This window comes from Saccharopolyspora antiqui (assembly GCF_052246905.1).
Classification (GTDB): Bacteria; Actinomycetota; Actinomycetes; order Mycobacteriales; family Pseudonocardiaceae; genus Saccharopolyspora.
The window spans coordinates 251,632-273,632 of sequence record NZ_JBQQBO010000006.1; the positions used below are offsets into that span (position 1 = coordinate 251,632).

The following is a 22,001-nucleotide window of genomic DNA, read 5'->3' on the forward strand; positions in this document are numbered from 1 at the left end:
CCAGTTGCTCACAGTGGGTTGTGAGCAACTGGCACCCGTCTTTTCGGCGGGTTGTCAGGCTGGCACCGATGTTTTGGACCAGAGGCCGTCGATCTCGCGTTCCGCGGCGGAGAGGCTTTCCTCGGCCAGCGGGACCAGCGCCGACATCGCGGGGTTCGCCGCGGCGAGCGTGAGTTCCGCGGTGATGAAGCGCGGCTGAAGGCCGGTCATCGACACGCCGTGCGGCAGCCAGGGCTCCGCGTGGTCCCATCCGTGGCGGGGCGTGCCCGCGCCGTAGCCGCCGCCGCGCGAGGCGAGCACGATGAACTCCCGGCCGCCCAGCAGGCCGGACCCGGTCTCGGGGTCGAACGACAGTCCGCCTGCGATCAGGTAGTCGACCCAGGACTTGACGCTGCTCGGCGGGCCGAAGTTGTACAGCGGGAGCCCGAGCAGCACCGCGTCGGCCCGCTTCACCTCCCCGATCACCTGTTCGGTCAGCGCCCACGACGCGGCCTGCGCCGGAGTGTGCTGGTCGGGCGGCAGCATCCGAGCCGCGCCACCAGCGTCGTCGAGGTGCGGGAGGGGGTCGTTGCCCAGGTCCCGGTAGGTCACGGTGCCGCCGGGGTGCGCGGCGCGCCAGGCATTGGCTGCCCGAGCGGTGAGCTTGCGGCTGACCGACTGGTCGCCCTGGATGCTGGAGTCGATGTGGAGCAGGTGAGTCATCGACGACCTCTCATGGATCGTTTGTGTAAGGCAAACCATTTGTACCACATCGATAGGTTGGTCTGCTCCGATAGACTCGGGGCATGGCTTCCCTGCCGGTCGTAAACCAGCCGCCCCGCCGCTCGGGCGCGCTGCTCGAACACCTCTCGCGCCGCATGCGGTTGCGCACCGAGTCGGCGTTGGCGCCGCTCGGCTTGCGACCGCGCCACCTCGTCACCCTCACGGTGCTGCGGGACAGCGGCGGAAGCACTCAGCGGGCGCTGGCCACCACGCTGGAAATGGACGGGACGAACATCGTCGGGCTGCTCAACGACCTCGAAGCCAACGAGCTGATCGAGCGGCGGCGCTCGCCGGAGGACCGCCGTCGCCACATCGTCGAGCTCACCGACGCCGGTGCGCGGAAGCTGGCGAAGGCCGAGTTCGTGCTCGCGGCGGTCGAGGACGACGTGCTCGGCGCGCTCGATGACGACCAGCGCAACACGCTCTACGACCTGCTCCGCCTGGCGACCACCGGGAATGTGCTGGCGACCTGCACCGAAACCTGCACGGAGACCTGCGACGAATGAGCGCGGGTGTCGATCACGCGCTCGCGAGCGAAAGCCCCGCTGGAACCGTCGCTGGCGAGCCGCAGCGTCGGGCACGCCGGTTCGCGCAGCCTGGAAGTCCATCATGGACGGACTGGTGCGCGTTCGTGCCGCTACCGCCCGCGGTTTCGGCCGGGGATTTCCGGGGTTCGCAAAGACCAGGAGCCTGACCACGGCCGTGGTCAGGCTCCTGGCTGCCGGTATGTCGGTGACTGGTCAGGACGCCGACTTGACGTCCGACTCCTTCACGTAGACCCACCTGTGGTTGTACGAGATCGGCACGTAGACCTCGGATCCGACGACCAGCGTGTGGTTGTTCGGATCGTTGACGCCGTCGTAGACCGCGTAGTAGTAGCCCGCCTCGGCAGGGTCACCGGCGACGTAGACCTGGCCGACCGGGACGGTGTACTGCAGCGGCTTCAGGTTGGGCGGTGTGATGCCTGCCGGGTACTCGCTGGGATCCGGCGCCGCCATGCCGTAGGTCGGGATCTGGTCGCGGACCGGCGTCACCAGTTCGGCGTCGTCCGCGGGCGTGGTGTTCGTGCCGCCCGGGTCCCGCAGCCAGGCTTTCTTGGCGTCGTACCAGATGGCCAACCAGTCGCCCGCGCGCTCGGCCACCGCGTACTGCCGTCCGGTGACCGCCTTGTCCGACCAGTCGTCGATCTTCGTCGTGCCGGGTGAGCCGTCCGGGTGCACGGTCGGCGAGCTGAGCAGCGGGGCGTCGTCGCGCGGTTCGGTGTGCAGGTAGAGGAAGTTCGCCGGTTGCGCGGGCAGGTCCACGCAGGGCTCGTCGGCCGGGCAGCTGGTGATCGGCGGCTCGTTCGTGTCGAACTTCGGGACGATCGTCACGACCGAGTCGCCGCCCGCGTCGCCGTCCAGCGGGGCGCCGAGCAGGTCCATGTAGTGCGCCCAGTCCCAGTACGGGCCCGGATCGTAGTGCTCGCCACCGGCCTGCTCCGGCTTGTCGGCGCTGACGTCGTCGTGGCCGAGGATGTGCGCGCGGTCCAGCGGGATGTCGTACTCGTCCGCCAGGTACCGCACCAGCTCCGCCGACGAGCGGTACATCTGCTCGGTGTACCAGGTGCCGCCCTCGGCGGCCCAACCCTCGTGCTCGATGCCGATGGAGTGCATGTTGCGGTCCCAGCTGCCCGCGTGCCAAGCCATGTCCTTGGTGGGGACCATCTGCGTGACCTGGCCGTCCGACGAGCGGATCACGTAGTGCGACGCGGCACCGTGCGCCGGGTTCTGGAACACCGAAATCGCTTCCTGGTAGGAGGTTTCGGTGTCGTGGATGACGATGGAGTCGATCCGCACGTCGTCCGGGCGGTTCGCGGTGTCGTAGTTGCCGTAGCCGCCGGTCGGGTCCTGCGGATCGGTCGGGACGTACGCGGCCGGGATGTACTGGCAGTCCAGCGTCGCCGGGCATTCCGGCTCGGGACCGGGTGCGGCCTCGATGTTCTCCAGGCGGGTGCCGGTGAGGTCGCGGTTCGGCACCACCGCGGGGATCTTGGCGAAGGCCACCTGCTGTCCGGTGGACGTGGTCCGGGCGCGGCCCTGGCCGAGTACGTCGTAGACGGAGTCGGCGAAGGACTGCGCGCCGCTGGCCTGCGGGCTGCCGCTGAGTTCGGCGATCGCCGGGTACCAGCCGCCGATGGTGTTGGGCAGCGCTCCTCCGCCGAGTGCTTCGGCGCGGGCGGCGAGGAGTGCCGCACCGGCGCGGATGTTCTGCGTCAGGTCGCCTTTGACCTGTTCCGGATCGACGTGCACCAGGTTCGCGGCTTCGTCCAGGGTGTGCAGCGTCGGGTGGTCCGCGAGCTTGACCAGTTTCGGGTGCTCGCTGCGCAGCTGCTCCAGGTCCAGATCGGTCAGGTGCATCGGGCCGTAGCCACCGGCCTTGCTCTGCTGGCCGTTGTGGTCCTCCCACCTGGTGAGCTGGAAGGAGGTGGCCATCAGGAGTGGCGCCGGGACGCCGAATTCGGCGGCGGCCGATTCGAAGGCGTGCTGTTCAACGGTGTTCGGGTCTTCGGCCAAGGCGGGTTGTGTCACGCCAGCCAGTAATCCGGTGGCAGCGGCGGTCACCGCCACTGCTTTCCACCAGTGCTGTTTTGTTGCGGTCAAGACTCTGCTACCTCGCATTACCGAGACGTTTCGCGGAGTCTTGTGCACACACCCCAGAACTCCGCATGATCGATGCGGTGTTGCTGATCATGGAACCTGCCAGGAAGCGCGCCGTGCGGCAACATCCGGTCGCGGGACCAGCCGGAATCTTTGCCTTATCGGTATGTTTCGGGCTTCCGCTGGAGTGGCGGAATCGGACCCGTCGTGACCTGGGGTGCCGAAATCAATTGATGGAATTCGGGTAATACTGGCAAAACGTCGATATGCGGCGAGCGCGTCCGAGCGTGGTCATCGCGGGTCGCGCGCGTGATCGGCGGCCTCGAAGCCGATGCAGTCCCGGACTGGAAGCCGGGGATATCGGGGCAGTCGTTCGTCCCACTTCGCGCGGGTGCAGCGCAGGTAGGTGGTACCGCGCTTGGTCCGGTTGAGCGAGGGGTGGCGGCAGATGCGGCACAAGCCGGGAGCGTCCGGCAGGCCCGCCCATGCGCTCTCATCGGACATCGCAACTCCTGCGGACTCGTGCACTGCTGTGCGGCTCACGATGAGCGGCGCGGCGCGGCGGTACAACTCGCCCCGCGAATCCGCCGATCCGCACGGCAGCTTAGGGCCAGGCCACTTGGCCGGTGGTGCCCGCACCTCGAAACTTCACCTGCGTGTTCGCTGGTAGTCGGGAGCGAAGTTCGGGGGTTTTAACCAGTATGTTGCCTAAGAGTATTGCCGGATTGTTGAACAAATCTGTACGGTCGGGGCAGCCGATGTGATCGGAGCTGCCGATGAGTCGAAGAACCGCGACGGTCCGGACGACTGAACCCCGGCGCGGGGCTGGCCACCGTTGGCGGCCAGCGCACCAACCGGATCGGTACTCGTCGTGCGGCTCGGCTGCGTCGTGGAGCTGAGCGGGCGATGGGCGCACTGCTGGAAGTGCTGCACACCGGTCCACTATCGACGGTCCAGGACTTGGGACGGGTCGGGTTCGCCTCGGTCGGCGTGGGCGTTTCCGGTGCTGCCGACCGGGATGCGCTGAAGTTGGCGAACCGCCTGGTCGGCAACGCGGCCGGGGCGGCTGCCGTGGAGGTGACGTTGGGCGGGTTCGCGGCGCGAACCGACCAGGACGTCACGGTGGCCGTCACCGGCGCGCCCTGTCCGATCACTGTGGACGGTCGTAGCGGGGCGCTGAACGCGCCGCTGCGGGTGTCCGCCGGGTCGGTCCTGCGGCTGGGCGCGCCCGGGTGCGGACTGCGCAGTTATGTGGCGGTGCGCGGCGGAATAGACGTCGATCCGGTGCTCGGCTCGCGGGCGACCGACCTGCTCTCCGGGATCGGACCGCACCCCCTGCGGGCAGACGTGGTGCTGCCCATCGGCGCGGAACCCGCCGCACCCGCGTCCGACATCCCGGCGTACGTGCCGGAACCCGTTGCGGACGAACTGGAACTGCAGGTGGTGCCCGGACCGCGTGCCGACTGGTTCGCTGCCGCGGCGTTCGCCACCCTGCTCAGCGCGACCTACACGGTGACCTCCGAGAGCAACCGGATCGGCATCCGGCTCGACGGCCCCGAACTGGCCCGCTCGCATCGCGGTGAGCTGGCCAGCGAGGGCATGGTGCCGGGTGCGTTGCAGGTGCCGCCGTCGAACCGGCCGGTGCTCTTCCTGGTCGACCACCCGGTCACCGCTGGGTTCCCGGTCATCGCCGTGGTGGTTGCCGCCGATGTCGGGAAGGCGGCCCAGGCGCGTCCCGGCCTGCGACTGCGGTTCACCGCGCGGCAGGAGGCCAGCCCGTCGGTCTCCGCGGTGTGCTGAGCCGCGAAGAGCACCACGTCGGGACAGGCTCGCGGAGAACGCAGTGGGCGGAGTCCGAGTACTCAGTGCGGTTTCGGTTGCGAGAGTGGGCCAAGCGGCTGACGCCGCTGCAAAAGACAACGCGTACCAAGGCGAGCGGATCGAGAGTCCTTTGTGGATTCCCTGGTACTCGTGAGTGGTTGTTCCGTTGAGAACCACCCAAGAGCGACGGTGCGCCGGGCTCCGGCCGGGGGGTCTGGGCCCGGCGACACCTGTTTCATTATCCGTACCGGGTCTGGCGATTCGCAGTGCACGACCAACCCGCGGGCGGATCGGAAAGCGCAGATCAACGGCGTGCGAAGGAGTTGAGGGAACTTGCGGGTACGGCTCGGATACGGGAGAGCTGGCGGCCGCCGGTCAGCTCACGTACGCCAGCAGGCGGTCGGCGCGGGCGGGTTCGCGGAGCTTGGTCAGCGCGCGGCGCTCGATCTGCCGGATGCGTTCGCGGGTGACGCCGAGTTCCCGGCCGACCTCGTCGAGGGTGCGCTGCCGACCGTCGTCGAGGCCGCAGCGCAGCCGGAGCACTTCCTGCTCGCGTGGGCTGAGCGTGCCGAGCACGGCCTCGATCTCGCGTCGCAGCAGTCGAAATCCGGCGCCGTCCCCGGGCGAGTCCTGGCCGATCGCATCCGCCAGCGTGCCGCTGCCGTCCGGCCCGATCGGCTGGTCCAAGCTGATCGGTTCCCTGGCGTGCGAGAGCAGTTCGAGCACCTGGCGGGGCGACACGCCCAGCGCCTCGGCGGTCTCCTCGTGCCGCGGCTCCCGACCCAACCGCACCGCCATGTCGCGCCGGATCCGCGAAACCTGGTTGACCTGCTCGGCCACGTGCACGGGCAGTCGGATGGTGCGCGGCTGGTCCAGCAGCGCTCGGGTGATCGCCTTGCGGATCCACCAGGTCGCGTAGGTGGCGAACTTGAAGCTCGGGGTGTGGTCGTACTTCTCGATGGCGCGCAGCAGACCGAGATTGCCCTCCTGGATCAGGTCCAGCAGTGGCATGCCGCGCCCGGTGTAGCGCCTGGCGATGCTCACCACCAGCCGCAGGTTCGCCTCCAGCAGCGCTATTTTCGCGGCCCGGCCCTCCGCGACGAGTTCGGCCAACTCGGCCCGGTATTGCCGCGACAGCCGATCGCCTTGCTGCGCAAGCAGGTTCTCGGCGAGCAGACCGGCCTCGATGCGCTTGGCGAGCTCGACCTCCTGCGCCTGGTCGAGCAGTTCGGCCCGGCTGATCCCGGCGAGGTAGAGGCGCACCAAGTCCGCGGTGGTCGCGATTCGGCCACCGCGGGTTTCGGAAACATCCGGTTCGATGTCCAGCAGCGGTGCCGCCACCTGCCAAGCCTTTCGGACGCACGGGCACGCAGTTGTCCAGGGTGGCGAATCGAGCTGTCATGGCGCTGGCGCGCGATCGGATCGGCGATCGCGGCGAAACCGCTGGTAGTGCGCGCGGTTCGGGGCCGATGTGCGGGTCGGGTACGGCTGGGCCGATCGGCGGAGCCGAAAGATGGCTGTCCGCCGGGCGGCTGCCAAGATAATCTTTGCCGCGTGGGAGGGATCCACCATCGATGACGACGCAGACCAGCGTTGCAGTTCAACCGCCCAGAGCGAATTCGGCCGGGCGGCCCGGCCGTTCGCGCGATGACGCGTGGTTCCGCCCCCGGCGCAGGCCGGGCCGCCTCGGACCGGTCAGCCTCGCCCGGCTGTTGGTGTTCGAACTCGTCCAGCTCTCGTTGTGCTTCGTCATCTTCCAGGCGCTGTGGGCGCTGATCGTCGGCGGACTGGTCGGGCTGGCCGCCGCGGTCGCGACCTTCGGTTGGCGAAAAGACCACTGGTGGACCGAGATCCTCCAGCTGCGCATGCGTTTCCGGTACCGGCGCGGCATCGTCGCGGCACGCCGGGACGACCCGCGGCTGGTATCGCTGTGCGAGTTGGCTCCCGACCTGACCGTGGAGGACGTGCCGGGCGCCGAGGGAGTGCGGCTGGGCATGGGCAGTGACGGTGCGGGCTGGTTCGCCGTGCTGGAGGTGGGCGTCGACGACGGGCCGCAGCCGCCGATCCCGCTGGCCGCGTTGGCGCGGATCGCCACCGAGGTCGAACAGGCCGGGGTCGTGGTGCAGGTGGTGCTGCACAGCGCACCGCTGCCCAGGTCGGACCAGCGCGACCACGCGACCTGGCTCGCGGTGCGGTTGGATTCGCAGGTCGTCGCCGAGGCGGCGGTCGGCCGCCCCGGTGGTGATCTGGATGTGCCAGCGGTACTCGCCGAGTTGACCAGGCGGGTGGAGAGGGCGTTGCGGCGCCGGGGTTTGACGGCGCGGATGCTCGATGCCGACGGCTTGCTGGATGCGCTGGTGCGGTCCTGCGATCTGGGGGCCCCGGCTGATCGGCGTCCGATCCAGCCGCAGGAGGAGTGGGATTGCTGGCGTTCCACCAAGTTGACGCACGGGTGCTTCTGGATGCGCAACTGGCCCAACCCGGAACGCGGTTCGCTACTGCTCTCGGCGCTCGCGGAAGTACCGGATGCGCAGGTCAACATCTCGATCATGATGGAGCCCGAACAGGGCAGCACCGGTGTTCGCGGGCTGGTGCGGGTGGCCACCATCGCCGAGCGGTACCAGCAGACCTGCGACATGGTCGTCCAGCTCGCCGAGTACGCGGGTGGTCGACTGTCCAGATTGGACGGACAACAGCTGCCGGCGGTGTACGCCTCGGCGCCGACCGGGGGTGGCGCGCGGTGAACGCAGGACAGTTCCAGTCGGCGCCGCAGGCTGCCCAGCAACCTCCCGCGGCACCGCAGGAGGTGCCACCCCCAGTCGCGAGGCCGCAGGTCGCCAACCCGGATGGCACCGAAACCGAGGTGCACAAGCTGGTTCCGGTGATCTCGGCGGCCAAGCCACCGGTCCCGGCCGCCGGTCCGGAGCTGGACGGGACGCAGGTCGGCGCGGATGACGCCGCCTTCGCGCCCGCGTTGGGCGGGTCGGAGTGGAGCGGGCGAGGGGTCCTGGGCAACACCGCCGCTACCGCATCGGTCGCATCGGTGGAGTCCAGGGCCATCGGGCTCGCCGCGCCGATGCCGCCTGCGGGTGGACCGGGGCCGTACGCGGACGACAGCCCGACGATGGTCGTGCGCAAGCACCCGGACTGGCGACCGCGCAAGCAGCGTTCGGTGCCACGGCTGGACATCGGCCAGCACCAGGCCAGCGAACGCGATCTCGACCTGATGCAGTTGACCGGAACGTCGTTCGGCTTCCTGCTGGGCCGCAACCAGGCCGGGTTCCCGGTGACGTTGACGCTGTTCCGCCCCGACCCGGTGTCGATCGCGCTGGTCGGGGCGTCCTGGGCGGCGCGGCTGCTCGCCTACCGGGCGCTGCGGTACGGGGCGAAGGTCTTGGTGTTCACCGACCAGCCAGCGGGTTGGTCGGACCTGGGGCAGGTGGCGACCGGTCGTGGCGACCGGGTCGCGGTGCTGGAGCCGGGCTCGCACGCGGGCGTGGTGGCGTCACCGGACGCCCCGGTGCTGTCGCTGTACGACGGGGAATCCCCACCGTCCCCGGCCGAACCGGCGCCGTGGCAGACCCGGGTGATGGTGCTGCACCAGTTCAACGCGGGGCGGGCGGCCACCGTCCTGGAGTCGGACGTCGTGATGCTCCAGCGTCTGATGCCTTACGAGGCGTCGGTGATCGCCGCCGCCCGCCGCTTCACCACCCGCACCGCCGGGCAACTGCAAGCCCTGCGCGACGACATGCTGGCGGTCCTGACGAAGTCGGAGAACCACTACGTGTGGCTGTCCACTTCGGACGAAGAGCGGGACGAGCTGGGCCGACCCGGCCGGTACTAGGAAGGCGCGCAGATTGGGGCTGGGCAGTTCGTGGTGGTGAGTGGGAATCCCGATTCTAGATGACCTCTATTTGTATCACTACCATTGAAGTACGGCGATCATGGTTGATGCAGGTCAGGATGCTCGGCGGGACGAGCCCCGAGCGTGGGTTCCATCTTCCGTAGGCTCGGGCCGTTCACGCGATCCAGCAAGTCAACGGCCCGAGCTGCTGCGACCGGCTACACGGCGCCCAGCTGCACGATGGTCAGCACGAGCACAACGACGCTGGACGAGCTTGCCGCCATGGACAGATTCAGCCGGAACGAGCGCAGAATCACCACGCCGTCGGCCGCCTGTCTGCACCAGTGCCAGCGTGCCAACCCACTTATTAGTGACGTCGGTAAAGTTGAGGGAAGTAGTGGGTACCGATCAGAGCGGGGTCCGGATTTCTCATGCGGACGATCTGGCTCTCGGCATCACTTATTAACCTCAGCTCCCGCAGGGACTCATGAAGAATTGAATCCAGGCTCAATATGTTTCGATCAAAATTGAGGCCAGAATGGGTCGATATTCGCGTTAAAGTTCTAAAAGCTTTGTCCGACACCTCTGGATCGTGGCTCTTGCGCGCGATAGCCTCAATTAACTCGACATCTTCGCGCTTGTATGCAATGCGCAGTTGAATCGACTCTGCATGATAGAGGCATATCCCCATTCGTGGCAAGGTCGCGATAGGCTTCAAGTCCTCTGCAAGGGAGTTGGCCAGGGTAAGAGTGGAATCCCAATCTCCAGCGGTATAAGTAGATATTAGTTCGGCTGTAGCCTTTTCGAAGGCGGCCATCTTTTCTTCGAGTTCAGCGCGCCGCCGTCTTCTTTTCCACAGCATGGCAGTTACCTTTCAAATCACTTGATCTACTGCGGTGAGGTGAGTTCTCAGCGACGTTGGGCTGGATTTCCGGTTCTGCGGCGGATCCGGTGGTGTCGCTGGGGATCCGAGGGGTGCGGGACGAGGAGCAGTCGACCAGCATCGCAAGCGGGATCGTGGTTGAGCTGACGCGCCATCCTTTGCTGCTCGGGGACATCATGCAGTGGAGGCTATACGTTCGGAGTGGGGACGGGGCCCAAACGGCTGAGTCAGCTCGCCGTGCTCATCGTATTAGAGTTCTTATTGCCCAAGAGGATGCCGCATCGTGCCATCCTTGGCCTCAAGCGGCTGTCTTTGATCTTGCTTTTGGAAGCGGCGTCAGCCCGCTCTCGCAGTTTGCACCGCCGCGGGTTCTCAGGCGCTGCCCACCGCGTTCGCTGGGAGGCCTGCCTCGACGTGGTGCATCGGACATAGATGAGTCGGGGATAGGCGGAGACGAGACGGCGTCTGAGTGCCTGTTTTTGAAGTGGTCGTGTCGGGCCTTCCGCCTCGGGTGAGGTGGGCGATTTCGCGCTAAAGCGCCGTCTCCCACGCGGGGCGGGTGGCGATTTCGCGCGAACTCGCCAGGTCTGCCACCCGCACCGCGAAGCAAAACGAGTTCGAAGACAGACTCTGAGGTTCCGCTACCCGCACCGCAAAACGAGTTCAACGACGGGCATCAAGCGCGATTGGCACCTGGGCTGGGTGCGAAGCGGTGACCGGTGCCGCTTCGCACCCAGCTCGGTGTCAGGACTTGCCGTTGATGGTTGGGGTTGGTTCTGGGCGGTAGCGGTATTCGGATTCGCCGCTGACCACCGGGCCGCCCGGGGTTTCGACTTCCCAAGCGGGTTGCTCCGCGAGCGGCGCAGGCGCGGACGATTGGGTGTTGCGGGACGTGCGGTCGGCGTAGATCTTGGGCGCCGCGTGCTCGTCCGGTGCGGTACTGGGGTCCGCGCGCAGCACGACCGGTACCTGGGCGTTCAGCTCGGCCTGCACGTCGACTTCCGGTGTCGTCCGGGCTTGCAGGACCGGTGCGATGCTGATCGGGAGTTCGGTGGCGAACTCCGAGGTCGGTTGCTGCTGCCGCTGCTTCTCGCGGTCGAGCTTGCGCTGCGCCCGGCGTTCCGTGAAGGTCTTGGCCGGGCCGGTTCGGTGCGGGTTGCTCAACACCGGCGGCACGTCGGAGCTGCCCGGATGTGCGGTCGGCGCTTCCGCGCGGCTGCCCGGTCGGGTGCGTCGCTGGTCGTTGCCGAGCACCGGTGGGGCCGCGGTCGGCGGCGGCTGGAACGCCTCGGGGATCTCCGAGCTGAGCGTGGACCGATCGCCGTTGCGGGAGTTCGGCGAGCCCGGTGCGCCGGTCCCCGGCGGTACCGCGCCCTGCGCCGCTGGTGGCCGGGTGCCCCTGGTCTCCGGCGGAAGCGCTGTGCCGCCCGGGTTTCCGGGGTTGCTCTTGGCGCGTCCGTTGAGGATCCTGCCCTGCTGCTTCGGTTGCTGGGCCGGGGCACCGCCCGGTGGCGGCGGAGTCAGGGTGCCCGGTGGGGTGCTGCCCGGTGTGGTGGGTCCGGCCAATCCCGGCGTGCCCGGGCCGCCGCTCAGCGTGCTGGGCACCCCGGTGGGCGGAGCGCCGCCCGGCGTGGTGCCCGGTGGGCCGAAAAGCGCCGGATTGCCTTGGAAATCGCCCGGTGCCGGGGCGCCGATGCGGCCGATCGGCAGGCCGAACTTTCCGGGCGGCACGAGCGCGGGCGGGACGAACCCGCTGGGCCCCGGCGGAGCTGGCGTCGGGCCGGGCGGTGGTGCCCCGGGTGGCGCCGCCCCGGGTGGCAGGGCGGGTGCTCCGGCGGGGGGTGCCGACCCGATGGGTGCGTCGGGGGCGCCGCTGGGTGGCGGGGAACCGTCGGGCGTGCCGGGTGCGCCGGTTGGTGGTGCGGCTCCGGTCGGTGCGTCAGGTGCGCCGGTGGGCGGCGCGGCCCCGGTCGGTGCGTCGGGGGCCCCGGCTGGTGGTGCGGTTCCGGTGGGGGCGCCCGGGGCGCCGCCCGGTGGGAGCGGCATGCCGAACGCGCCGGGGTGCGACACCGCGTTCAACGGGTCGAGCCGCATCGCGCGGCCCGCCGAAAGCAGGCTGAGGTACGGGATGTACTCACCCGCGACCCGGCTCGCCAGTTCCCGCGCGAGCCGGTCGTACTTCTCCTTGACGGCGTCCTGCTCCCGGCCCGCCCGCAGACCCTCGGCCGGGTTCGGCTCGTTGCCCTCGACAGTGCGATCACCGGCGGCGGACTTCTCCGCTTCGTACTGCCGGACGAGTTCGCGAATTTCCTCCTGCGCCTCCCGCATCACCTGGGCGAGCCCGTGCAGGGCGCTGGCGTTGCGGTTCGCGGCGTTCTGCCAAACCTTCAGGTAGGCAAGGGTTTCGCCGACCTTGCTCATGAAGACGTCCTTGGCGGCGGGGGATTCCCACTCCGCGTCCAACTGCTGGGTTTGCGACTGCAGCTGGGTCTGCACGTTCGCGAGCATCGTGGCGACGTTGTCGAACTGGTCGCCGCGTTCGTCGGCGGTACCGGGTTGTTCGCCCATGAGCTGCCGCTCGACGTCCTCGATCGTGGTGCCCCGGGCGGCCGCGCCTTCCGGGCTCTGCGTGTATTCCCCGCTGTCCTGGGTCGTGCCGGTGTAGTAGAGGTCGTCGGGGGTCATCGGCCCCTGACCGGCTCCCACCGAGTAGTTCTCCAACGTCTGGTACGGGTAGCCGAAGTAGTCGTCGCCCGGTGGCGGTGTTGGTTGGCTCATCGCCGATCAGCCCCCTCCGATCATCTGCCGGTTGCGCTGCAGGTTCTGCTCGACTTCCGCCGCCCAGTCCTCCGGGGTGGTTGCTTTGGGCTGCCGCCCGATGTAGCGCTCGCCCGAGCGGTTGCCCTGGTCGTCCTCGGTGTAGTACTGCCGGGTCTGCGTGCCGTCCCCGTACTCGGTGGTGACCTTGTGGTCCTTGGTCGTGGACTCCTTGCCTGCCGCGTCCCGGTTCGTCACGGTAGTCACCTCGTCCACCGTGCCGCCGCCCTGTGGCACGTTGGTGACAGTCCGGGTGGAGGTGTTCACGACCTTTCCGGTCTTCTCGTTGTAGGTCGTGGTGATCATCGTGCCGTTCGGCTGCGCGGTCGTGGTGTAGACCTGGACGCCCTGACTGTTGTAGCCGGTCTCCGTGATGCCCTCGGGGGTTCGCACCACGGTGCGGACGCGGCCGTCGGACGCCTGGTACTTGTAGGCCACGCCGCCGGAGAAGTGGTTGGTTTCGACCAGCTTCTCCTCGGCGACCGGGCCGAGGCCGCCCGCGGTCTTCAGCCCGTCTGCGAGGGTTTCCTTGAGGTAGGCGGGGGCTTCGGCGGGCCGCTGCGCACCGGGCAGGGCGAACGCCCACTCGACACCGGCGAGCCGGACCGCGTTGGCGCCGTCGGTCCCCTCGTACATGTCGGCGCAGGTGTGCGCCGCCGAGGAGATGGCCAGGTGGTTCTGCCGGACGGCCTGCAGGAACATCATCATCTCCTGGCCGTTGCGGCCGACCAGCGTCTGCGCTCGGGTGCCCTCCGGGAACCCGGCGGTGCTGATGGCGATGTCGTCACCGCCACCGTTGACCAGCATGGCCGGGCCCATCGCGTCGCTTTCCAGGTTCTTGCCGATGGTCGCGACGTTCTCGCCGTAACCGCGCAGCGAACTGGGGTCGGCCTTGAGTTCCTTGCCGCTGGTCGGCCAGGTCGGTCCGCTACCGCCTGGATCCGGTGGTGGAGGTGCCATCATGTCCCCTTCGCTGCGCCAGGTCAGGCCGAAAACCACTCCACCACCAACCTAACTACCCCCTGTCAACCCCAAGCCCCGGTGGCATCCGTAGGCCAAGCCCCGATCTCCGTTCGGGTACAGGTGAAGGGCACCTTTGACCGGCATAGTCGGTCAAAGGTGCCCTTCACTCCGTCCTGATCTTGTGAACGGGGGTTCAGTGCTCCGGGGGGAGGTTGGTGAATTGGACTAGTTCGTTGCCTCGGGTTCGGGTGACGAGCCAGCCTCGACCTGGTGGTAGGGGTTCGGGTTTCAGTTTGCCGAAGACTGGGCCTTCTTCTGGGTTGCCGGAGAGGAGGACGCCTGGCGAGGCCAGGTCGCGGATGCGGGAGATCACCGGGTCGAAGATCGCTCGGGCGACGCCGCCGACTCGGCGGGTCAGGACCAGGTGCAGGCCGATGTCTCGGCCCTGGGTCATGAAGTCCAGCATCCGCATCAGCGGGTTGTCGTGCGGGTTCGGCGCCACCAGGTCGTAGTCGTCGATCAGCACGAACAGCTCCGGACCGCTCCACCAGCTGCGGCTGCGCAGCTGCTCGGGCGTGATGTCGTTGCCGGGCAGGCGTTTCTGCATCGCCTGGATGGTCAGCCGCACCATCTCCTGGACGCCGCCCGCCGCGCTGGCGTAGCCGACCAGGTACTCGTCGGGCACCATCCCGAGCAGGCTGCGCCGGAAGTCGATGACCGCGATCTGCGCCTGCTCCGGCGTGTACCGGGTCATGATGCTCTTGGCCAGCGACCGCAACAGCGTGCTCTTGCCGGACTCCACGTCGCCGAAGACCATCAAGTGCGGTTCGGCCTCGAAGTTGAGGTGCACCGGCTGGAGATCGGCCTCCGAGATGCCGACCGGGATACCGCGCGGCGAGCGGATCTCCGCCTCCGGCAGCGCCGAGTACGGCAGTTCGGCGGGCAGCAGCCGAACCCCGGACGCCGCCTGGCCCTGCCACGCCTGGTTGACCGACTCGACGAAGTGCCGGATGCCGTCGGAAAGATCCTCGTCGGTGGACCGGTCGTCCACCCGGGGTACCGCCGCCAGGAACTGCCCGGCGTCCGGCGACAGGCCGCGGCCCGGCGACTGGTCGGGCACGCTGGCGGCCTCGCGCCTGCCGAGCATCGAGTCCACCGCGTCGCCGAGCTTCAACTCGATGCGGCTGCCGAAGACGTCCCGCATCGTCATCCGCAGGTCCATCCAGCGGTTGCAGCTGGCGATCACGTGGATGCCGTACGCCAGGCCCCGGTTCGCCAGCTGCGTGACGTCGCCCTCCAGGCTCTCGAATTCGCCGCGCAACGTCAGCCAGCCGTCCACCACCAGGAAGAGGTCACCGAACCGGTCCTCCGGGAACCGGCCCTCGCGCAGCAGCCGCCGGTAGGTGGCCATGCCATCGATGCCGTGCTGGGCGAACCTGGCCTCGCGTTCGGCGAGCAGCCCGACCGCTTCGGCGATGCTGCGCCGCACCTGGTTGGTTTCGCGCCGCGTCGCGACGCTGCCGACGTGCGCCAGCTCGCGCATGCCGGTCAGCCCGCCGCCACCGAAGTCCAGGCAGATGAACTGCACTTCGTTCGGGGTGTGGGTGAGCGCGAGGCTGCCGATGATGCTGCGGAGCAGGGTGCTCTTGCCGCTGTGCGGACCGCCGACGACCACGACGTTGCCGCCCGCCCCGGCCAGGTCCAGTTCGCACAGGTCGCGGCGCTGCTCGAAGGGCCGGTCGATGACCCCGGCGACCGCGCGCAGCTTGCCCCGCAGTTCCGGCTTCTCGGTGCTCAGGCCCCGCTGCGGGTCGGCGACCAGCGGGCCGACCAGCTGGTCCAGGGTGGGCGGTTCGTCCAGCGGTGGCAGCCAGACCTGGTGGGCCGGTTCGCCCTGGTCTTCCAGCCGGTCCACCAGCACGTCGAGCAGGGTGTCACCGACCTCCTCGGTCTCCTCGGCCTTGGCCAGCACCTCCTCGGTGGTGCGGGGCCGCAGGTAGCGGGTGGAGTAGTCCTGCACCGGGTCGATCTGCCTGCCCTCGCCGTCGGTGCGCTTGACGACCCCGCGCTGGTGCAGACCGGAGACGTAGGCCGCTTTGAAGCGGAGCAGTTCTTCGGTGCCGGAGCGCAGGAATCCGTTGCCGGGCGAACGCGGCAGCTCGAACGCATCGGGTGCGCCGAGCACCACCCGGCTCTCCATCGCGGAGAAGGTGCGCAGGCCGATCCGGTAGGACAGGTGCGAATCCAGGCCGCGCAGCTTGCCTTCCTCCAAGCGCTGGGAGGCCAGCAGCAGGTGCACGCCGAGCGAGCGGCCGACCCGTCCGATCTGCACGAACATGTCGATGAAGTCGGGTCGGGCGGTGAGCAGCTCGGAGAACTCGTCGACGACGACCAGCAGCGAGGACAGCGGTTCCAGCGGCGCCCCGGCGGTGCGGGCCCGCTCGTAGTCCCGCTGGGAGGCGTAGTCACCGGCCTTGCGCAGCAATTCCTGCCGCCGCACCAGTTCGCCCTGGATCGCGTCGAGCATCCGGTCCACCAGGTGCAGTTCGTCGGCCAGGTTCGTGATCACCGCGCTGGTGTGCGGCAGCCGGTCGAGTTTGGTGAACGTCGCGCCACCCTTGAAGTCGACCAGCACGAAGTTGAGGATCTGCGAGTCGTGGGTGACCGCGAGCGCCAGCACCAGGGTGCGCAGCAGTTCGGACTTGCCGGAGCCGGTGGCGCCCACCAGCAGCCCGTGCGGTCCCATGCCGTCCTGGGCGGATTCCTTGAGGTCCAGCTCCATCGGGCGGCCGTCGGCGGTGATGCCGATCGGCACGCGCAGCTTGTCCCGGTTGGAGCGGGTCGTCCAGTTCTTCTTCGCCTCGAACTCGTACGGGTCGCCCAGCCCCAGCAGGTCGGTCAGCTCCAGCGAACCGGACAGCGGTTGCTCGGCGGCCGAGAGCGTGGAAAGCCGCATCGGCGCCAGGGACCGCACCAGGCCGCGGATGCCTTCGATGTCGAACGCGTCGGCGCGGCCGATGTCCGCGGCACCGTCCATGGTGCGGCTGCTCAGCTTGCCTTCGGCGTTGATGTCCAGCACCAGCGTGGTGGCGTCGAGCACGCGCGGCGGCTGCGCGGCGAGGTTGATCAGCGTGACGCCTTCGACGCCGCCCTCGATCATCAGGTGTTCCGAGCTGGCGGTGTCGCCGCCGTCGAGGAAGACCACCAGGTGCGCGGCGCCTTCGATCGGCATCGAGCCAGGGTTGAACCGGGGCCGGTTGGCCAGCACGTCGTCGAGCATCGCCTCCAACGCGGTGATGCTGGGCGCCACCAGCCGGATCTGCCCGACCGCGTCGAGCTTGGTGGGGTGCAGCGCCTGCGGCAGCCACTTCGCCCAGTCCCACACGTCCCGGTCGTCGGGGTCGATGCAGAACGCGGTCAGCACGTTGCCGGGGGCGTGGAAGGTGCCGAGCTGGGCGACCACGGCGCGGGCGAACGCGCGCTTGGCTTCGCGGTCGCCGGTGACGTAGATCTGGGCGAACCCGCGCAGCGCCACGGCGACCGGCAGATCCGGCACCGCCGAGTAGGTGGTGACGAACTTCCGCAGCGCCATCGCGCACAGCGGTTCGAGCTCGTCGATCGGTCTGGTCTCCGGCGGCACCAGGCGGGTGGCGAGTTCCTGCGGGCCCAGGCCGATTCGGATCACCGTGTAATCCCAGTCGTTGGGGCGGCGCTCCCACAGCCGGGCGCTGTGCGCGGTCGACCAGAGCTGGTCGGGATTCGGGTGCCGGTAGAACATCGCCTGCCGCTGGCCCTCGATGGTGGCGCGCACCTGCGCCCGCAACTGGCTCAGCCGCCGCATGTACCGGCGCCGCTCGTCGATCATCTCCTGCTTGCTGGCGCCCTGGCCGACCTGGCTCATCACCTGGAAACCGATCATGCCGAGGATCGCGGCGCCGTAGAGCCCGCCCGCGACGTACATCAGGGGACCGGAGCGGCCCGCGCCGATCAGCAGCGCCATGCCCGCCATCCCGGCCATCATCGGCAGCACCATCAGCACCCGGGTCCAGTTGCGGCCGGGCGGCGGCGGGTTCTCCGGTGGCGGGTCGAGTACCAGCTCGCCGGAGGGCAAGTCGGGCGCGGGCCGCCGCAGCGGTCGCTTGACGATGATCGTTCCCAAGACCGAGACCTCCGAAGGGCGCCTGCGGCAAAGGGTTTTCGTTCCAGTCATCCCACTGCCGCGTTCCGGATTGCTACGCTGCTGACGCTTTTTCCACCGTCACGTTCTCCAGAGGAGCGCCATGACGTCCACAATGGGCACCACACTGGCGAAAGTAACGATATCCACACCGAAGCGCGGAATCGATGTCGCGCTGCCCGAGGATGTCACAGTAGCCGAGCTGCTGCCCTACATTCTGCGTCACGCGGGCGATGACGCGGCCGACGCCGGGGAACGCCACGGCGGTTGGGCGCTGCGCCGCCCCACCGGGCAACGCCTGGACCCGCGGCAAACCCTTGGCGCACAGGAAATCCGAGACGGCGAGGTGCTCCACCTGGTCCCCGGCCAGTCGGAATGGCCGGAGATCGAGTACGACGACCTGGTCGAGACGATCGCCAGCGGAGCGCGACGCGGCGGCCGGAGCTGGGGACGTGCCGCCACCCGGCGGTGCGGTCTGGTGGTCGGCGGTTCGGTGCTGCTCGGCGGCACCCTGATCACGTTGCTGTTCCGCGGCCCGTGGCTGGCTCCTGGCCTGATCATGCTTGTCGCGGCGGTGGTTCTGACGGCGCTGGGCGTCGTGGTCGCGCGGGCGGTGCCGGACGCGCGGGGTGGCGCGCTGTTCGCCGGATGCGGTCTGCCGTACGCGTTCCTGGGCGGCCTGCTGATCACCGCGCCCGCGCACGTCGGCCTGCTGCAGTTCGGCAGCTCGCAGTTGCTGGTCGGCACCATCGCGCTGCTGGTGTTCGGGATCGCCGGTTACGTCGGGGTGGCCGCCGAATCCCGGGTTTTCGTCGCGGCGATCAGCATCGGACTGCTGGGCACCTTGGGGGCCGGTCTCGGCGGTTGGCTCGGGGCCGACCCGGCAGCGGCGGTGGTGCTGACGGTGGGAATCGCGCTGCTGCCCGGATATCCGCTGCTGGCGATCCGGCTCGGCCGGTTACCGCTGCCGGAACTCCCGCAGCGCGCGGCCGACCTGCTCACCGACGACAAGCCCGCCGCGCCGACGTCCACGGTGTTCGACGCCGCTCGCCGCGCCGACGAGGTGCTCACCGGACTGCTGCTGGGGCTGGCGATCGTCTCGGTGTGCTGCGCGCCGCCGCTGATCGCAAGCGGCGGTACCGCGCGGTTGACCATCCTGGTGCTGGGCGCGGTGGCGCTGCTGCTGCGGTCCCGGCTGTTCGTGGTGCCCCGGCAGCGAATTCCGCTGCTGGTGGCCGGATTGCTGGCGGTCGCCGGGTTCGCCGGGCAGCTGATCGCCGGTTTCCAGTCCACGCTGGCGCTGGCGCTCTCGCTGCTGGCACTGGGCCTGATCGCGCTGCTGATCGCGGCGGCCGGGGTGGTGTACACCCGGAAGAACCCGTCACCGTACCTCGGCCGGATCGCCGACTGGACCGATGTGGTGGCTATCCTGGCGCTGATCCCCTACGCCGCGTACATCACTGGTTTCTTCGCCTACGTCCAAGGCCTGATGGCGTCCATCGGGTAGGGCCAGATCGTGAGCGCAACACAAGGTGACGGGATGAGGTGAGGGGCACCTGTGACCCACTTACTTGGTCACGGGTGCCCCTCACCCCTCACCTGAATGGGTACCAGCAGAGTCGAATCCCGAGAACAGGCTGAATCGTGGCTAATCGTCGAGACCAGCTCCAGGCCTACCAGTTCATGATGCAGCGGGTGGTTTCCGCGGTGGTGGTGCGCGAGACCGACCCGGAGCAGAGCCCGCTGCGGCGCGGGGTCGGTGCCGTGTTCGCGGGCGTGATGATCGCCGTGCTGGTGGCGGCCGGTTTCGGGGTGTACGGCGTGTTCACCGGGGTGGGCGGCACGGCGTGGCAGGCCGATGGATCGGTCATCATCGAACGCGAAACCGGCGCCAGCTTCGTCTACCGGCAGGGCGTGCTGCAGCCCACCCTGAACTTCGCCTCGGCCCGGTTGATCGCCGGGAAGTCCGACACGTTGGTGCACCGGGTGGCGACCAAGAGCCTCGCGGGCATCCCGCGCAGGCCCACCGTCGGCATCCTCGGTGCACCGGATTCGTTGCCGGACCGCAAATTCGTGCTCAAGGGCCCGTGGACGATGTGCTCGGTGCCCGGTGTGAACTCGGCGGGCGGCGCGATCGACACGACCACGCTGTTCGTCAGCGGGTCGCTGGCGGGCGGAAGTCCGCTGGACCAGCGGTCGGTGCTGGTCCGCGACGCGACCGACCACCTGACCTACTTGATCTGGCGGGACCACCGGTACCGGATCGTCGGCTCGCCGGACGGCGCGGTCCAGCCGGAGCAGGTGATCCGGTCGGTGTTCGGGCCGCAGGCCGTGGTGCTGGACGCTGGAACCGGCTGGCTGAACGGGCTCCCAGCCGGTCAGGACATCGCGCCGATCGCCGTCGACGGCTTCGGGACACCGTCCACAGTGCTCGGTGGTCGCAACGTGGGTGACCTCGTCTTCCACCCGATCGGTCAACGCCAGCAGTACTACCTGGTGCGTCCGGACGGATTGGCCCCGCTGACCGAATTCCAGGTGCGCACGCTGCGCGGCCAGTACCCGGTCGAACCGGTGCAGATCACTCCGGCGGTGGCGAACTCCGCGCCGATCAGCAACGCGCTTTCCGCGCCGAGCGGCGAATCGGCCAAGCCCGCTGACGTGCCGGAACTCGCCCCGGTGCCCGCCGACCGGCGAGCCACCCTGTGCGCGCGCACCGCGGACGCGGGCCTCGCGGCGCAGGTCTCGCTGGGCGGCGACACGGCGGTGCTCGACGCGGGCATCGAGACCAGCTCGGAGACGGTGGAGGGGGCCCGGCTCGCCGACCGCGTGCTGGTGCCCTCCGGCGGGGTGGTGATCGTGCGGGCCAAGGCCTCGGCGACCGATCCGGCCGGTGCGTACAACATCATCACCGATCTGGGATTGCGCTTCCCGGTCCCGTCGGAAGCCGTGCTGCAGACCCTGGGCTACAGCGCGGCAGATGCGGTGCCGATGCCCGCTGAGCTGGTGCAGCGCATTCCGGCGGGGCCGACGCTGGATCCGGCCGCCGCGCTGCTGACCGCGACAGCACTCCCGTAGTTCTCCCGCACACAACCCGGCATCTGGCGGTGTGAGCTGCGAATTGTGGATGATGGCAGGGTTTTGCCACTGTCCGCCATCTGGCAGCGGATCGGCATAGCCTGCCGGAGAAACCACTGCCCACCTATGAGGGGTGACGGAGTTGGCTGGAGATCTCAAGCTCACACCGGAACAGACCAACCAGTTGCAGGTCGCCATCGGCGACACGCACGAGAACGCCAGCACGCTGATGCGCCAGATCGTCGACAACTACATGTCGATCGCGGGTGCGGCGTGGCAGGGCGGGGCGTCGAACGCGGCGGTCGGCAAGCAGCAGGAATTCGAGTCCATCTGGCGGAACTTGTCGCAGATCCTCGTCGATCTGGCCCAGGGCGTGTCGGGTACCACGCAGATGGTCGGCCAGCAGGACGCCGACTACCAGAACCTGCTGGCCTCCGTGGACGGCGGCGGCGGGATGGGAAACTTCGGCCGCCTGGGGCCCAGCTAGGAATGCGCGGACCGGCGGAGCAGGCACGCGGATTGGGCCGCTGAGCAGCGTGTGTTCGTGAGTGAGAATCCCCGGTTCTTACCGGAACATCCACTCACGACCCAGGCACCACGCACGCCAATCTTCGCGATCTCCAGATCGTCTTCTCCAGTCCGCGGGGCAAGCGAGCACCACCACAGATCGGGACTCTCAAAGCGGATTTGCCAAGGAAGGTCACAGCACATGACGATCCAGTACGGGTTCGGGGCGATCAGCGACACCGGTAGCAGCACGGTCACCGCCGCTGGCCAGATGAAGACGATCTTCGAGGACCTCAAGGCCAGGGCCAAGGCGATCCTCGCCGAGGACTGGCACGGTGCCGCGGCCCAGGCCTTCGACCAGGCGGAGCTCAAGTGGGACGCCCAGGCCAACGCGCTCGGCGACGCCCAGACGCGCACCGGTCAACTGACCACGCAGGCCAGCGACGACATGCTCGCCACCGACGTGCGGGCGTCCAACCTGTTCGGCTGACGCGCGACCAGTTCCGCCCGACA

Annotated in this window: 17 protein-coding genes; 8 read left to right on the top strand and 9 right to left on the bottom strand. The window is 68.9% G+C overall.

Going from position 1 to position 22,001, the window contains the following annotated elements:
• Window positions 1-54: 54 nt before the first annotated feature.
• Entirely contained in the window at window positions 55-702 is a 648-nt protein-coding gene (locus ACTWQN_RS13355; RefSeq protein WP_443203741.1) for an FMN-dependent NADH-azoreductase, read from the bottom strand.
• An 83-nt stretch (window positions 703-785) separates the two neighbouring features.
• Between ACTWQN_RS13355 and ACTWQN_RS13360 the strand changes: the two genes are divergently transcribed.
• Window positions 786-1,268: a MarR family winged helix-turn-helix transcriptional regulator gene (locus tag ACTWQN_RS13360; protein WP_443203742.1), complete on the top strand. Its 483-nt coding sequence runs from the start codon at window positions 786-788 to the stop codon at window positions 1,266-1,268.
• Window positions 1,269-1,502: 234 nt separating this feature from the next.
• On the opposite strand, the gene ACTWQN_RS13365 is transcribed toward ACTWQN_RS13360, so the two are convergent.
• Together ACTWQN_RS13365 and ACTWQN_RS13370 are read right to left on the bottom strand one after the other, a co-directional pair.
• Entirely contained in the window at window positions 1,503-3,332 is a 1,830-nt protein-coding gene (locus tag ACTWQN_RS13365; protein ID WP_443203743.1) for an N-acetylmuramoyl-L-alanine amidase, read from the bottom strand.
• Between the two features lie 360 nt (window positions 3,333-3,692).
• Window positions 3,693-3,905 carry a hypothetical protein gene (locus ACTWQN_RS13370; protein WP_443203744.1) on the bottom strand — a complete coding sequence of 71 codons (213 nt, stop codon included), beginning with the start codon at window positions 3,903-3,905 and terminating at the stop codon, window positions 3,693-3,695.
• A gap of 402 nt (window positions 3,906-4,307) precedes the next feature.
• On the opposite strand from ACTWQN_RS13370, the gene ACTWQN_RS13375 reads away from it, so the two are divergent.
• Complete coding sequence (locus ACTWQN_RS13375) at window positions 4,308-5,201, top strand: 5-oxoprolinase subunit C family protein (protein ID WP_443203745.1); 894 nt, start codon at window positions 4,308-4,310, stop codon at window positions 5,199-5,201.
• A 396-nt stretch (window positions 5,202-5,597) separates the two neighbouring features.
• Here ACTWQN_RS13375 and ACTWQN_RS13380 read toward each other — a convergent pair whose 3' ends face one another.
• Window positions 5,598-6,563, bottom strand: a complete 966-nt coding sequence (locus ACTWQN_RS13380) for a sigma-70 family RNA polymerase sigma factor (RefSeq protein WP_443203746.1) — start codon at window positions 6,561-6,563, stop codon at window positions 5,598-5,600.
• A 233-nt stretch (window positions 6,564-6,796) separates the two neighbouring features.
• Between ACTWQN_RS13380 and ACTWQN_RS13385 the strand changes: the two genes are divergently transcribed.
• Together ACTWQN_RS13385 and ACTWQN_RS13390 are read left to right on the top strand one after the other, a co-directional pair.
• Entirely contained in the window at window positions 6,797-7,966 is a 1,170-nt protein-coding gene (locus ACTWQN_RS13385) for a type VII secretion protein EccE (RefSeq protein ID WP_443203747.1), read from the top strand.
• Window positions 7,963-9,066, top strand: a complete 1,104-nt coding sequence (locus ACTWQN_RS13390; RefSeq protein ID WP_443203748.1) for a hypothetical protein — start codon at window positions 7,963-7,965, stop codon at window positions 9,064-9,066. The genes ACTWQN_RS13385 and ACTWQN_RS13390 overlap by 4 nt, the downstream gene beginning before the upstream one ends.
• Before the next feature lie 218 nt (window positions 9,067-9,284).
• Here ACTWQN_RS13390 and ACTWQN_RS13395 read toward each other — a convergent pair whose 3' ends face one another.
• The 5 genes from ACTWQN_RS13395 to eccCa form a co-directional block, all read right to left on the bottom strand.
• Window positions 9,285-9,425 carry a hypothetical protein gene (locus ACTWQN_RS13395; RefSeq protein ID WP_443203749.1) on the bottom strand — a complete coding sequence of 47 codons (141 nt, stop codon included), beginning with the start codon at window positions 9,423-9,425 and terminating at the stop codon, window positions 9,285-9,287.
• Between the two features lie 8 nt (window positions 9,426-9,433).
• Window positions 9,434-9,928 (bottom strand): hypothetical protein, encoded by a 495-nt coding sequence (locus ACTWQN_RS13400; RefSeq protein WP_443203750.1) that lies wholly within the window; start codon window positions 9,926-9,928, stop codon window positions 9,434-9,436.
• 765 nt (window positions 9,929-10,693) lie between these two features.
• Window positions 10,694-12,727 (bottom strand): hypothetical protein, encoded by a 2,034-nt coding sequence (locus ACTWQN_RS13405; RefSeq protein ID WP_443203751.1) that lies wholly within the window; start codon window positions 12,725-12,727, stop codon window positions 10,694-10,696.
• A gap of 6 nt (window positions 12,728-12,733) precedes the next feature.
• Window positions 12,734-13,765 (bottom strand): hypothetical protein, encoded by a 1,032-nt coding sequence (locus ACTWQN_RS13410; protein ID WP_443203752.1) that lies wholly within the window; start codon window positions 13,763-13,765, stop codon window positions 12,734-12,736.
• Window positions 13,766-13,922: 157 nt separating this feature from the next.
• Window positions 13,923-17,888, bottom strand: a complete 3,966-nt coding sequence (gene eccCa, locus ACTWQN_RS13415) for a type VII secretion protein EccCa (RefSeq protein WP_443203753.1) — start codon at window positions 17,886-17,888, stop codon at window positions 13,923-13,925.
• Between the two features lie 121 nt (window positions 17,889-18,009).
• On the opposite strand from eccCa, the gene eccD reads away from it, so the two are divergent.
• From eccD to ACTWQN_RS13435, 4 genes are all read left to right on the top strand, one after another.
• Window positions 18,010-19,413: a type VII secretion integral membrane protein EccD gene (eccD, locus tag ACTWQN_RS13420; protein WP_443203754.1), complete on the top strand. Its 1,404-nt coding sequence runs from the start codon at window positions 18,010-18,012 to the stop codon at window positions 19,411-19,413.
• 137 nt (window positions 19,414-19,550) lie between these two features.
• On the top strand, window positions 19,551-20,981 hold the full coding sequence (gene eccB / locus ACTWQN_RS13425) for a type VII secretion protein EccB (protein WP_443203755.1): 1,431 nt from the start codon (window positions 19,551-19,553) through the stop codon (window positions 20,979-20,981).
• A 133-nt stretch (window positions 20,982-21,114) separates the two neighbouring features.
• The gene (locus ACTWQN_RS13430; RefSeq protein ID WP_443203756.1) at window positions 21,115-21,468 is read left to right on the top strand and encodes a WXG100 family type VII secretion target; all 354 of its coding nucleotides are present in this window, start codon (window positions 21,115-21,117) and stop codon (window positions 21,466-21,468) included.
• 222 nt (window positions 21,469-21,690) lie between these two features.
• Window positions 21,691-21,978 carry a WXG100 family type VII secretion target gene (locus ACTWQN_RS13435; RefSeq protein ID WP_443203757.1) on the top strand — a complete coding sequence of 96 codons (288 nt, stop codon included), beginning with the start codon at window positions 21,691-21,693 and terminating at the stop codon, window positions 21,976-21,978.
• The last annotated feature ends 23 nt before the right edge of the window (window positions 21,979-22,001 follow it).

Bases quoted from the DNA above. Each gene is read 5' to 3' on its own strand.
- ACTWQN_RS13385 (WP_443203747.1), top strand. From the start codon at position 6,797: ATGACGACGCAGACCAGCGTTGCAGTTCAACCGCCCAGAGCGAATTCG.
- ACTWQN_RS13370 (WP_443203744.1), bottom strand. From the start codon at position 3,905: ATGTCCGATGAGAGCGCATGGGCGGGCCTGCCGGACGCTCCCGGCTTG.
- eccD (WP_443203754.1), top strand. From the start codon at position 18,010: ATGACGTCCACAATGGGCACCACACTGGCGAAAGTAACGATATCCACA.
- ACTWQN_RS13360 (WP_443203742.1), top strand. From the start codon at position 786: ATGGCTTCCCTGCCGGTCGTAAACCAGCCGCCCCGCCGCTCGGGCGCG.
- ACTWQN_RS13355 (WP_443203741.1), bottom strand. From the start codon at position 702: ATGACTCACCTGCTCCACATCGACTCCAGCATCCAGGGCGACCAGTCG.
- ACTWQN_RS13435 (WP_443203757.1), top strand. From the start codon at position 21,691: ATGACGATCCAGTACGGGTTCGGGGCGATCAGCGACACCGGTAGCAGC.
- ACTWQN_RS13400 (WP_443203750.1), bottom strand. From the start codon at position 9,928: ATGCTGTGGAAAAGAAGACGGCGGCGCGCTGAACTCGAAGAAAAGATG.
- ACTWQN_RS13405 (WP_443203751.1), bottom strand. From the start codon at position 12,727: ATGAGCCAACCAACACCGCCACCGGGCGACGACTACTTCGGCTACCCG.
- ACTWQN_RS13375 (WP_443203745.1), top strand. From the start codon at position 4,308: ATGGGCGCACTGCTGGAAGTGCTGCACACCGGTCCACTATCGACGGTC.